Annotated in this window: 13 protein-coding genes and 2 pseudogenes; 13 read left to right on the top strand and 2 right to left on the bottom strand. The window is 34.0% G+C overall.

The features are described from left to right. Positions 1–681, bottom strand: a complete 681-nt coding sequence (locus THEWI_RS08150; RefSeq protein WP_014063071.1) for a CAP domain-containing protein — start codon at positions 679–681, stop codon at positions 1–3. Between the two features lie 128 nt (positions 682–809). Between THEWI_RS08150 and THEWI_RS08145 the strand changes: the two genes are divergently transcribed. Further along, positions 810–1067, top strand: coding sequence for a putative Se/S carrier protein (locus THEWI_RS08145; protein ID WP_014063070.1), 258 nt, complete (start codon positions 810–812; stop codon positions 1065–1067). A 2-nt stretch (positions 1068–1069) separates the two neighbouring features. On the opposite strand, the gene THEWI_RS08140 is transcribed toward THEWI_RS08145, so the two are convergent. After that, positions 1070–2449 carry a coiled-coil domain-containing protein gene (locus THEWI_RS08140; protein ID WP_014063069.1) on the bottom strand — a complete coding sequence of 460 codons (1380 nt, stop codon included), beginning with the start codon at positions 2447–2449 and terminating at the stop codon, positions 1070–1072. A 40-nt stretch (positions 2450–2489) separates the two neighbouring features. Here THEWI_RS08140 and THEWI_RS14225 point away from each other — a divergent pair, with 40 nt between their 5' ends. The 12 genes and pseudogenes from THEWI_RS14225 (at position 2490) to THEWI_RS08095 (ending at position 11604) form a co-directional block, all read left to right on the top strand. Continuing rightward, positions 2490–2630, top strand: coding sequence for a hypothetical protein (locus THEWI_RS14225; RefSeq protein WP_156786936.1), 141 nt, complete (start codon positions 2490–2492; stop codon positions 2628–2630). A 21-nt stretch (positions 2631–2651) separates the two neighbouring features. After that, positions 2652–3245 (top strand): annotated as a pseudogene (locus THEWI_RS08135) (IS607 family transposase). Further along, a pseudogene (locus THEWI_RS15590) lies at positions 3226–3303 on the top strand (transposase); the annotation flags it as partial. The pseudogenes THEWI_RS08135 and THEWI_RS15590, both read left to right, overlap by 20 nt. Before the next feature lie 81 nt (positions 3304–3384). After that, positions 3385–4071, top strand: a complete 687-nt coding sequence (gene lipB / locus THEWI_RS08130; RefSeq protein WP_041589220.1) for a lipoyl(octanoyl) transferase LipB — start codon at positions 3385–3387, stop codon at positions 4069–4071. Next, entirely contained in the window at positions 4058–4906 is an 849-nt protein-coding gene (gene lipA, locus THEWI_RS08125; protein WP_003870171.1) for a lipoyl synthase, read from the top strand. Before lipB ends, lipA begins: the two co-directional genes overlap by 14 nt. 58 nt (positions 4907–4964) lie before the next feature. Continuing rightward, positions 4965–6506 (top strand): sigma-54-dependent Fis family transcriptional regulator, encoded by a 1542-nt coding sequence (locus THEWI_RS08120; RefSeq protein ID WP_014063067.1) that lies wholly within the window; start codon positions 4965–4967, stop codon positions 6504–6506. 13 nt (positions 6507–6519) lie between these two features. Beyond that, positions 6520–6930, top strand: coding sequence for an AAA-type ATPase lid domain-containing protein (locus THEWI_RS15805; RefSeq protein ID WP_244262192.1), 411 nt, complete (start codon positions 6520–6522; stop codon positions 6928–6930). Between the two features lie 144 nt (positions 6931–7074). Beyond that, positions 7075–7440, top strand: coding sequence for a Lin0512 family protein (locus THEWI_RS08115; protein WP_003867261.1), 366 nt, complete (start codon positions 7075–7077; stop codon positions 7438–7440). A gap of 17 nt (positions 7441–7457) precedes the next feature. Further along, positions 7458–8444, top strand: a complete 987-nt coding sequence (pdhA, locus tag THEWI_RS08110) for a pyruvate dehydrogenase (acetyl-transferring) E1 component subunit alpha (RefSeq protein ID WP_003867262.1) — start codon at positions 7458–7460, stop codon at positions 8442–8444. Continuing rightward, positions 8441–9412 (top strand): alpha-ketoacid dehydrogenase subunit beta, encoded by a 972-nt coding sequence (locus THEWI_RS08105; protein WP_014063066.1) that lies wholly within the window; start codon positions 8441–8443, stop codon positions 9410–9412. The genes pdhA and THEWI_RS08105 overlap by 4 nt, the downstream gene beginning before the upstream one ends. Positions 9413–9452: 40 nt before the next feature. After that, the gene (locus THEWI_RS08100; protein ID WP_014063065.1) at positions 9453–10451 is read left to right on the top strand and encodes an ATP-NAD kinase family protein; all 999 of its coding nucleotides are present in this window, start codon (positions 9453–9455) and stop codon (positions 10449–10451) included. 4 nt (positions 10452–10455) lie between these two features. Continuing rightward, positions 10456–11604: a dihydrolipoamide acetyltransferase family protein gene (locus tag THEWI_RS08095; protein WP_014063064.1), complete on the top strand. Its 1149-nt coding sequence runs from the start codon at positions 10456–10458 to the stop codon at positions 11602–11604. The last annotated feature ends 145 nt before the right edge of the window (positions 11605–11749 follow it).

The following is an 11749-nucleotide window of genomic DNA, read 5'->3' as shown; positions in this document are numbered from 1 at the left end:
TTAATCTTTAATAAACATTTCAACAACTATTATCCCATTGCCTTCCCTATTTTTTACTATTCCCACTCCAACCTTATTGTAGTAAGGATTTAAAATGTTTGCCCTATGTCCTTCTGAGTTCATCAAGGAATAGTGAGCTTTTATAACATTGGAATTTAAAGCTATATTTTCACCTGCCAAATAGTAATTTATTCCAAAATTTTTTATCATGTTGAAAGGTGAGCCGTAGGTTGGAGAAGTATGAGAGAAATAGTCGTTTTCTTTCATGTCTTCTGCTTTTAGTCTGGCGACTTTACAAAGATTTTCATCTATTTGAAGAGGATTCAAGTTGCGGCTTATTCTTTCTCGATTTATTAATTCTACTAAAGTTTTTTCTTCTTGAGAAAGAAAAATATTTGTTGTTGGAAATGTTACTCCTTTATTTTGCGAAGTAGAACCATTGCTAGTAATGGTATTAGAAACATTTGGTGGGTTTGAGGTTGTTTGTTTAGCTGTGACATTATAAGAAACTGGTTGTTTTATAGTTATAAAGTTCTTTGAATCAGAAAACCTTATTGAATTATTTGCTACAGTATTTTTAGTGAAATATCCATAAGAATAAAAAATTGAAGCACTGGCAGGATTTAAAGAAAAAATTATAGTTATTGCTATTAATACTGCTATTATTGATTTTATTTTCATTTTTATTACCTCCTCAAAATCATATATTCTACAGACAGCTGTAAATTCCTTCAAGTAATTTATGGTAAGGTAGGAACGTTGTATCAACTTTTGTTTTGTTGGAATATACTAATTTTGAGGTGGTAATAGTGAAATATGGATTGATTGTCTTTTACTCTTATCAGCATGGTTTAATGGCAGAAAAGATATTAAAGAAAAACAATATTCCGGTGGAGTTTGTACCAACTCCTAGAAGTATTACGGAAAGCTGCAGCCATTCTCTCAAGTTTGGATTAGAATCTTTGCGAGTAGTACAAAACCTTTTGCAAAGGCTCAACATTCCTTATAAGGGGATATACGAAATAGAGAGAATTCCTGCAGGATATAAAATAGTCAAAATTATTTAATATTAGTCGCTTTTTATAAATATACTTTTTATTTTTTGAAAAGTAGTAACATTTTGAAGAGTCTCAAGCTTGCTGTTTAAGGTTATTATTTGATTTTGCAAATCTTTTATTTGTTTTTTAAGATTTTCATTTTCTCTTATCAAACTATTTACCATTGTATTGTAATTGTCCGCTTTAAGGGCAATTTTCATTTTTTCATCATTTATTTGTTTTAATAATTCTTGTAAATCGGCTATATTTTTGTTTTTTATTGTAATTTCAACATTTTTTCTGCTTAGTTCCTCTTCTAATCTTGTTTTTTCCTCCTTGATAGTTTCCAGTTTTTTTATTAGGATGTTTAAATACTCCTGAACTTCTTTTATATAAAAAGTGAAGTAAGAATCTTTTTCTCCGTTTTTCCTGGTTAATTTGTATTGCAAAGAAGGAATTACTTCTCCGTTATCGTTTATAAATAAATAATTGCTTTGAAATTTGTCTATTGGGCTTTTTAACTTAAAAAAGTTGTATTCAGAAAAAGAAGGAGGAATTTTAAAAGGCTTGCACCAACTATTTCCTCCATCAGAGGACATGGTGGCAAAAAAGCTATCGTTTTGAAGGTAAGTGCACCATAAAATATTTTCTAAAAGGGAGATATAGCAATTTTTAATATTTGTAGAATAAGCCAAAGTTATAGGACTACCCCAACTGCCTTTTGGCCAGCTTCCAGGGGTTTTCTTTCTATATTTTATTTTTTGAATTATATCTTCTTCTACCCATAAGGTATGTACATTTTTTTGCGAATTTACCGTTATTGTAGGATAGAATATTCCTTCTGCTTCTGAAATTAGAAATTTTGGCGACCAGTTATCTTTTACGTAGTAAAGGTAATAAAGTTGGTTCTTATTTTTTTCTTTTGTAACATAAATTAAATGAATATTTTCCTCTTCATCAATGAATAAGTCATAAAAAGGGGTGAAAGAAATATTTTTTATAACAGCTATATTATTGCCCTTCCAATTTTTGGCCCATTTTTGGTGTATTAAATGGACTTCTCTAGGATTATTAGAATTACTGATTGTGAAAAATATGTGAAGTGTTTTATTTTTTATAAAGAGGCTAAAATTGCTTATATACGTTTTTTTATCTTTATAGGTGTATAAAGCTTTCCCTACCCATCCTTCTTTCTTTTGAATTAAAAAAATTATTTCTCCTTGTGAATTAAAGTATATCAGGTTTAGATTTCCTTCTTCATCGTAACAAGCGTCAAAATCACTTAAACAGTCTTTTACAATGATTTCTTCTGTTGTTTTTCCATTTTCTATAGTGTTCAATAGGATTTTTCTATCTTTAAGATAAAGATACTGTAAAAAATCCTCATCTTTTTTAGTCACAATCTTGTCCATAAATTTCCCTCCCTTTGCTAAAATATATGCATAATGATTGTTGAATAGAATTGACATGTTATTGACAATGATGAAAGAAGGATTTTTGAGGTCAAATGTAGAAATAAATAAGAAGATAAATCAAGCATCAAATACACTCAAAAAGGAGGTCACAACAGTTGGAAATGACAGTGCAAAATGATATAATTTTAATTAGGTGATTATGGATGTATTAACTGTGCAAAAAGTTAAAGAGATATATAATATTAGCAGAAGAACACTAATACACTGGGAAAAGAAAGGTTTAAAACTTTTGTTAGAACACCAAAAGGGAGAAGAAGATACAGAAAAGAGATATAGAAAAATTATTGGGTATGATAGAAGAAAAACCGAAACCGAAAGTAGTTTTATATGCAAGAGTATCTACAAAAAAACAAGAGGAATATCTTGAAAATCAGATTAGAAAGCTAGAAGAATATGCCAATTCTCAAGGTTGGCAGTATGAGGTTATATCCGAAATAGCAAGTGGGGTAAACGAAAATAGAAGAGGTTTATTAAAACTTCTGAACAAAATAAAAAGAGGAGAAGTTGAAAAAGTTGTAATAGAATATCCTGATAGACTAGCAAGATTCGGTTTTGAATATCTTAAATTTTTCATGGAAAGTTTTGGAGTAGAACTTATAGTTTTAAATGGAAAAGAAAATAAAGAAGATGTAAACAAAGAACTAGCAGAAGACTTGATAGAATAGTCACTACATTTGCAGCCAGGATTTATGGACAAAGAGGTGGTAAAAGACATGCTAACAATACAGACTAAACTTATTTTTCTAAGCGAAGAAGACAAACAAATCGTACTAGATTTAATGAGAATATGGTAGAATATAGAAAACTAAAAATCAAATGGCAAGAAAAAAGAAAAGGAAATCTCTAAAGGATAAGTTAAAGGAGTGATTATGTTGAGAAAGGGAGAAGTTTTAAAACTGGGAATTGTACCTTATATGGAAGGAAAAGAGATACAGCTTAAAGCCTTTGAAAGAGTTAAAAAGGGCGAGACGGACGGGATTCTTATATTGCTTCAACATCCACCAGTATATACTATAGGAGTTTCAGGTGGTTTTGACGAAAACATCCTTGTGCCTTTAGAGGAACTTATGAAAAAAGCGGAGCTTTATAAAGTAGAAAGGGGAGGTAAAATAACTTTTCACGGGCCAGGACAAATAGTTGCCTATCCTATATTTAATTTGGCAAAGTGGCAAAAAGATGTTCATCTTTTTGTTTATAAATTAGAAGAGACGATTATAAAACTCCTGGAGGAGTATGGTATAAAAGCGGAAAGGAAGCCTAAATACACCGGAGTATGGGTAGGAGATGAAAAGATATGCGCCATAGGTATCGCTGTTAGGCGCTGGATTACTTGGCATGGAATAGCCTTTAATGTAAATACTGACCTTTCATATTTTGGCTTAATAAATGCCTGCGGCATTACTGAGTTTGGAGTTACTTCTATGCAAAAACTTGGAATAAATGAAGACATAGAAAAAGTAAAAGAAAAAATGGTTGATAAATTTAGTGAAGTATTTGGTATACACTTTAATGAGATAACTTTAGATAGATTGGCGGTGATTGATAATGCAAAAGCCTGAATGGCTCAAAGTGAGGCTATTAAACGAAGATTTAAACAGGATGGAAGCTTTTTTAAAAAGTATGTCTTTAAACACAGTTTGTCAAAGTGCCAATTGTCCCAACATGGGGGAATGCTTTGCGAGAAAGACAGCTACTTTTATGATTATGGGAAATATATGTACACGAAACTGTAGGTTTTGTGCGGTAGAAAAAGGCCATCCTCAGCCTCTTGATGAGGATGAACCGAGAAGAGTAGCTGAGGCTGCTCAAAAATTAGGATTAAAGCATGTGGTGGTTACTTGTGTTACAAGAGATGATTTGCCGGATGGTGGGGCATCACATTTTGCAAAGACAATCTATGAACTTAAAAAATTGCCAGGAGTTACAGTCGAGGTACTTGTATCTGATTTCATGGGCAAAGAGGAGTCTATTGCTAAAGTAGTAGAAGCCAAGCCAGATATAATAAATCACAATATAGAAACAGTGCCTAGACTTTATTCAAAAGTGAGGCCAAAAGCTGATTATTCAAGGTCTTTAAACCTTTTAAAAAAGTCAAAAGAACTAGACCCTTATATTCTTACTAAGTCAGGAATTATGGTGGGGCTTGGGGAAACAGAAGAAGAGGTTATACAAGTTATGAAAGACTTAAGAAGTGTTGATTGTGACATGATGACTATAGGACAGTATTTGAGACCTTCAGCAAAACATATAGAAGTAGCAGAATATGTTACTCCACAGCAATTTGAGAGATATGAAGAGATAGGATATGAATTAGGTTTTAAATACGTAGCTTCTGGCCCCTTAGTCAGAAGTTCTTATCATGCTGACGAGGGGTTGAAGGTGACAAAGGCTTAGTTTTTAAGCCTTTGTTTTTGCTTGAGGAGAATTTTAAAATGATTTAAGGGGGAGTGTCATGAAAGATTTTATATCTTTTATGGAGAGGGCTTGGTGGAGATACGTTAATGAGGGGGTAATTACTGAAGGTGTTAAAGAAGAGGTTAGAGAGTCATGGGAGCTTTGTAAGTTCTACGGTGTAGACCCTTTTGGAGGTGTTGGAGAAATATTAGATGAAGATAACATGAAAATAAGGTTGAGGCAAAATGAGGATTTAATATCTGTTGCACATCCTATTATGGAAAATGTATATAAACAAGTAACTGGCTCGGGTTTTTTGTTTGTTCTGGTGGACAGGGACGGTTATCTTATTGACAGAATTGGCGATGATAGTATACTGGGAGAGACGAGAAAATTAAACTTTGTTGAAGGGGCTTTATGGACAGAAGAGGCAGTGGGGACTAATGCGATTGCTTTGGCTTTAAGACTTAATAAACCTATACAACTGGTGGGAGCCGAACATTATTGCATTACCCATCACATAGCCACATGTTCTGCAGCACCTATTCATGATGAAAACGGCAATATTATAGGATGCCTTGATATGACTGGATTAAAAGAAGACGCACATCCACATAATTTAGGTATTGTACTTGCTGGAGCTTGTTCTATTGAAAAGCAACTTGCGCTTATCAAATCTCATAAACTTATAGACGCTACTTTTGATTCTATTCACGAAGGCATGCTTATAATGGACCATAATTTTGTTGTTCAGAGGGTTAATGAAATAGCATTAAAGATATTAAATATTTCAAAGAAGGAAATTATAGGCATGCATATACAGTCCATACTTGAAGATGTGGATATAATTGAAGATATACTAAGTCAGACAGAACCCTATTACGATGTTGAATGTGTTTTTTATGGTCGAAACCAAAAAATACCATGTCGTATAAATGCTGTTCCTATAGTAGCTAACAGAAAAATTATAGGTACTGTTATAACTTTTAGAGAAGAGAAATATGTTCGTAATGTTGTTAATAAATTAGCAGGATTTAAAGCGAGTTATACATTTGAAGATATAATCACAAATGATGAAAATATGAAAAAAATCATAGAAACTGCTAAAAAAGCTGCGAGGAGTGATTGCAATATCCTTATAGAGGGTGAAAGTGGAACAGGTAAAGAACTTTTTGCGCAAGCAATACATAACTATAGTAAACGTTCAAAAGGACCATTTATTGCAGTAAACTGTGCTTCTATACCACGAGAATTAGTAGAAAGTGAGCTTTTTGGGTACGAAAGAGGAGCGTTTACTGGGGCAAATAAAGAAGGCAAACCTGGTAAATTTGAACTTGCTGACAATGGAACGATATTTTTAGATGAAATTGGAGAGTTGCCCTATGAGGTGCAATCTAAACTTTTAAGAGTGCTGGATAACCATAAAATTGTAAGGGTAGGCGGTACTGAGGAAAAGAAATTGAATGTAAGGGTTATTGCGGCAACTAATAGGAATTTAAGTGAAGAAGTGAATAAAAAGAATTTTAGAAATGATTTATATTATAGGATAAATGTCATAAAAATAAACATTCCTCCTTTAAGAGAGAAAAGGAGACGTTGAACTTCTTGCTAAAGTGTTTGTAGAACGACTTAATAGATATAATGCTTTAAGCGTTTCAGATTATAAGGTTTTAAGCGAATCGTTTATAGAACGATTGATGAATTACAACTGGCCAGGAAATGTTCGAGAGTTACAAAATGTTATCGACAGGGCGTATTACCTTACGGAAGGCAAAGTAATTATCGAAGAGTATTTCCCTGAAAATATAAGTGAAAATAGTAATGCACAACAGGAAAATAATACTACAGTCTTTCCAATTGAAGTTATTGAAGAAAAAAACATAAGAGAAGCACTAAAAATAGCCAAGGGTAATATATTGAAGGCAGCTGAAATGTTAAATTTGAGTAGAGCTACTATTTATAGAAAGATAAAAAAATACAATATAAGTGTAAAGGAATTGCTGTCTCAAATTGAGACTAAATAAAAGGAATCTCAAAATGAGACAAATGATTTTGTATAAATATGAGATTGCTAATTTATTAACCCTTAATTTAAGGGGTTTTTTATTTTGGCATGAAATTTGAATATTAATTTTAATAGCATTGTCTTTGATAAAAAATTTTAAGAAATGGAGGCGGTACTTATTAAAAGGTTTATAGTCGAGTTTGGATATGGAGTAGATTTACACGGTCAAGATGTCAATAAAGCTGCTCAAAAGGCAGTAAAAGATGCGATATCTCATAGTTGTCTATGTGGACTTACGGAAATATTGGGTGTTGACTTAAATGAGATAGTTGTAGAGGCTACAGTGGCAGTATCAAGGCCAGAAGAAATTGAAGAAGAAGGAATAAAGGCTGTACTTCCCATTGGGGAAAAATATGTAAAAGCAATAAAAGGGGGGATGAGGGTAGCAGGAATAAAAGAGCCGGAATTTGGAGACAAAGATGACACCATTGAAGTTGCAGTGGCTTGCATAACGGTAAATATAAAATGAGGAGGAGATGAATAGTTATGGAAATTTCAAGAGATGTTCTTCTTGATATGTACACCAGAATGGTTAAAATCAGGAAGTTTGAAGAAAAAGTCGCGGAACTATTTGCTCAGGGGAAAGTTTTAGGTTTTGTACATTTATACATTGGTGAAGAGGCTACAGCTGTCGGTGTATGCGAAAATTTAGAGGATAAAGACTATATTACCAGTACTCACAGAGGTCATGGTCATTTAATAGCAAAAGGTGGCGATCTAAAATATATGATGGCCGAATTATATGGCAAAGAAACGGGATACTGTAAAGGGAAAGGCGGATCTATGCATATAGCGGATGCCACTAAAGGAATTTTAGGAGCTAATGGTATTGTAGGTGGAGGTTTTCCTATTGCAGCGGGTGCAGCTCTTTCCGCTAAAATGAGAGGAACTGATCAGGTGGCAGTATGTTTCTTTGGTGATGGCGCCTCCAACCAGAGTACTTTTCACGAGGCGTTGAATATAGCCTCTATATGGAAGTTACCAGTAGTGTTTGTCTGTGAAAACAACCTTTATGGTATATCTATGAGGCAGGATAAGCACCAAGCTATCAAAGATGTAGCTGACAGAGCTATTGGTTATGGTATTCCTGGGGTTACGGTGGATGGAAACGATGTATTGGCAGTATATGAAGTAGCAAAAGAAGCTATAAACAGGGCTAGAAGTGGCGCCGGTCCGACTTTAGTTGAATGTAAAACGTATAGATATAGAGGGCATTTTGAAGGGGATCCTACTATTTATAGGTCTAAAGAAGAAGTGGAAGAATGGTTGGCAAAAGATCCAATACTTCGATTAAGTAAACATATACTCGACAATGATGTGGCAACTGAGAAAGAATTAAAAGATATAGAGGCAAGGATAGTTGAAGAGGTAGAAGAAGCGGTAAGGTTTGCTGAAGAAAGCCCATATCCAAAAGAAGAGGCAGCGGTAGAGGATGTTTATACAGATATAGTAGAGGAGGTAAGGGTAAGATGAGGAATATGGCGTATGCAGAGGCTTTAAGAGAAGCTATTTTAAATGAGATGAGAAGAGACCCGGCAGTGTTTTTATTAGGAGAAGATATTGGGAGATTTGGAGGGACTTTTGGCGTAACTCGCGGCTTGATAGATGAATTTGGAGAGGACAGAGTAAAAGATACTCCTATTTCAGAAACAGCAATTACAGGTGTTTCGATAGGAGCTGCAGCTACTGGCATGCGACCTGTTGCTGAGCTTATGTTTGTGGATTTTGTAACAGTGGCAATGGATCAGCTTGTCAATCAGGCTGCAAAAATGAGGTATATGTTTGGCGGGAAAATTACAATACCTATGGTTTTAAGAATGCCAGCAGGTGCAGGAATACAAGCAGCAGCTCAGCATTCACAAAGCCTTGAAGCGTGGTTTACTCATGTGCCGGGATTAAAGGTGGTTTATCCTTCTACTCCTAAAGATGCTTTAGGTCTAATGATATCTGCAATACGTGATGACAACCCGGTGGTTTTTGTGGAACATAAAGTTTTGTACAGTATGAAAGGGGATGTTCCTGATACTAATGAACCCATACCTCTTGGAGTAGCAGATATCAAAAGAGAAGGCAGCGACGTTACCGTAGTTGCAACAGGTCTCATGGTCCATAAAGCGTTAAAAGCAGCAGAAATATTGTCAAAAGAGGGTATAGAAGTGGAAGTAATAGACCCGAGGACTTTGTTCCCTCTTGACAAAGAAAAAATTTTTAATTCCCTAAAAAAGACTCACAAGATAGTAATAGTTACAGAAGAAGTTAAGAGGGGTAGCTGGGGCGGTGAGTTAGCAGCATTGATAGCTGAAGAAATGTTTGATTATCTAGATGCACAGATAGTACGCATTGGAGCTTTAAATACACCAATCCCATTTACGACGGTTCTTGAGAATGTTGTAATCCCTAATGAAGAAGATATAATAAAGGCGGTAAGGGCAATAGCATAGGACGTAAAGCATTTTGTTTGATAAATATAAGGAGGCAGACATGAAAACCATAGGGATAATTGCAAATCCGTCATCGGGGAAAGATATAAGGCGATTGGTTGCACATGCGACGGTAATTGATAATTATGAAAAGGTAAACATAGTAGAAAGAATTATATTGGCTGCTCAAAAATTTGGTACTGAGAAAATATATATAATGCCTGACACTTATGAAATTGGATATAAAGCCAAAAATAACTTAATTTATTTAAAACAATTGGGAATAGATGTGGAGATACTTGATATGACTATAACTGGTAGTTTTGCAGATACAATGGTAGCTACGAAAATAATGGAACAATTTGGTGTGGGATGCATTGTTTCATTAGGGGGGGATGGAACCAACAGAGTTATTGCAAAAGTGATTAACGAGACACCACTTTTGCCAATTTCGACAGGTACCAATAATGTATATCCTATGATGTTGGAAGGAACTATAGCTGGCATTGTAGCTTCTGTAGTATCTTCTGGTAAATTTGACAAAGAGATATTGTGTAAAAGAGACAAAAGATTAGAAATATACAAAAACGGTAAGTTAATAGACATTGCTTTGATAGATGCTGTAATCTCTAAAGAGAACTTTACAGGTACTAAGGCAATTTGGGATATATCGACAATAACTGATATTTTTGTTACAAGGGCTCACCCTAATAACATCGGCTTTTCTTCTGTAGCTGGTTATAAAACAACATTGTCAGAAGATGAGGATGGAGGTATATATGTAAAAATAGGGGAAAGCCCGGAGTCAGTCATGGCGCCTATAGCTCCGGGCGTCGTTGAAAAAGTAGGGATAATTGATTGTAAAAGATTGAACATGGATACAGATTATTCTTATGAGGTGATGGAAAAAGGTACTATTGCGTTGGATGGAGAAAGAGAAGTGATAATAAAAGAAGGTGATATATTAATTTTTAGAATATCGCGGAATGGACCTTATCGAGTTAATGTAACAAAAACGCTTGAAATTGCACAGCAAATAGGACTTTTTGTAAAGAGGTGATTTTATGCCGGTAAATGTAGTGATGCCTAAATTGGGACTTACAATGAAAGAAGGCAGAGTAGATAGATGGCTTAAAAAAGTTGGTGATATTGTAAAAAAAGGAGAAGAGATTGTCGAGGTTTCTACAGATAAGATTACCAATGTTGTAGAATCTCCAGCGGATGGAATTTTGGCGAAGATCTTAGTAAATGAAGGAGAAATTGTACCAGTAGCTACTCCTATTGGAATAATTACAGCTGAAGGGGAAAAGTTAGAAGAAGTAGAAAAAAGTGAGGAAAAGTTTATAAAAGCTACTCCAGTAGCAAAAAGGTTGGCGAAGGAGAATAACATAGACCTTTCTTTAATAACTGGAACAGGACCAGGTGGAAGGATTACTGAAGAAGACGTAAAAAAGTTTATTTCTGAGCAAAAAGTAAAAACAGAAGAAGAGGGACCAAAAAAAGAAGTAGCAGTAATAGAAGGACAAGCATTGGAAAAAGTTGAAAGAATGCCAATGGACAATATTCGCAAAACCATAAGTCAAAGGATGAAAAAAAGCTGGTCAGAAATTCCTCATGTTACAGAAGATATTAAAGTGGATGTCACAGAACTGGTTAACTTAAGAGAAAATTTAAATCATATTAGCGATAATAAATTTACTTATACCGATTTAATTGCAAAAGCATGTGTAATAGCTATAAAGAAAAATCCTGTAGTTAACTGGTCTATAGAAGGAGAATATATAATTAAAAATAGCAGTATAAATCTCGGAATTGCAGTGGCTTTAGATAATGGTTTAATAGTTCCTGTAGTGAAAGAGGCGGACAAAAAGAGTCTATTAGAATTGTCAAAAAATATAAAAGAATTAAGTGAAAGAGCGAGAAATAATAAGCTTACTCCAGACGAAATAATCGGAAGTACATTTACTATCACTAACCTTGGAATGTATGAAATAGATAGTTTCACGCCTATTATAAATCCGCCCGAAAGTGCTATATTGGGTGTCAACAAAATATATAAAGAACCAGTTGTTCTAGACGACAATATTGTTATAAGGCATATTATGAAACTTAGCCTTTCTTTTGACCATCGATTAATAGATGGGGCTACCGCTGCTAAATTTTTGCTTGACTTAAAGAAAACATTAGAGAATCCAGTATCTTTACTTATTTAAATTAAAATTTTAAATAAAGCAAGCTGATGTTGAAAATAAAGTTATATTTTCACATTGGCTTGTTTTATTTGATGCTGAAATAAATAACAAATACGTTGAGTTGATTCGACTTTTTGAAATTTTTTGATATTACATGAATTTGTGA

The organism is Thermoanaerobacter wiegelii Rt8.B1, from assembly GCF_000147695.2.
Taxonomy (GTDB): Bacteria; Bacillota; Thermoanaerobacteria; order Thermoanaerobacterales; family Thermoanaerobacteraceae; genus Thermoanaerobacter; species Thermoanaerobacter ethanolicus.
Note: the sequence above shows the minus strand (reverse complement) of the source record. Positions and strands in the feature narration are given on the sequence as shown.

Coding starts and splice junctions, on each gene's coding strand:
- THEWI_RS08150 (WP_014063071.1), bottom strand. CDS start 681: ATGAAAATAAAATCAATAATAGCAGTATTAATAGCAATAACTATAATT.
- THEWI_RS08140 (WP_014063069.1), bottom strand. CDS start 2,449: ATGGACAAGATTGTGACTAAAAAAGATGAGGATTTTTTACAGTATCTT.
- lipA (WP_003870171.1), top strand. CDS start 4,058: ATGCAAAAGCCTGAATGGCTCAAAGTGAGGCTATTAAACGAAGATTTA.
- THEWI_RS08120 (WP_014063067.1), top strand. CDS start 4,965: ATGAAAGATTTTATATCTTTTATGGAGAGGGCTTGGTGGAGATACGTT.
- THEWI_RS08115 (WP_003867261.1), top strand. CDS start 7,075: ATGGAGGCGGTACTTATTAAAAGGTTTATAGTCGAGTTTGGATATGGA.
- pdhA (WP_003867262.1), top strand. CDS start 7,458: ATGGAAATTTCAAGAGATGTTCTTCTTGATATGTACACCAGAATGGTT.
- THEWI_RS08105 (WP_014063066.1), top strand. CDS start 8,441: ATGAGGAATATGGCGTATGCAGAGGCTTTAAGAGAAGCTATTTTAAAT.
- THEWI_RS08100 (WP_014063065.1), top strand. CDS start 9,453: ATGAAAACCATAGGGATAATTGCAAATCCGTCATCGGGGAAAGATATA.
- THEWI_RS08095 (WP_014063064.1), top strand. CDS start 10,456: ATGCCGGTAAATGTAGTGATGCCTAAATTGGGACTTACAATGAAAGAA.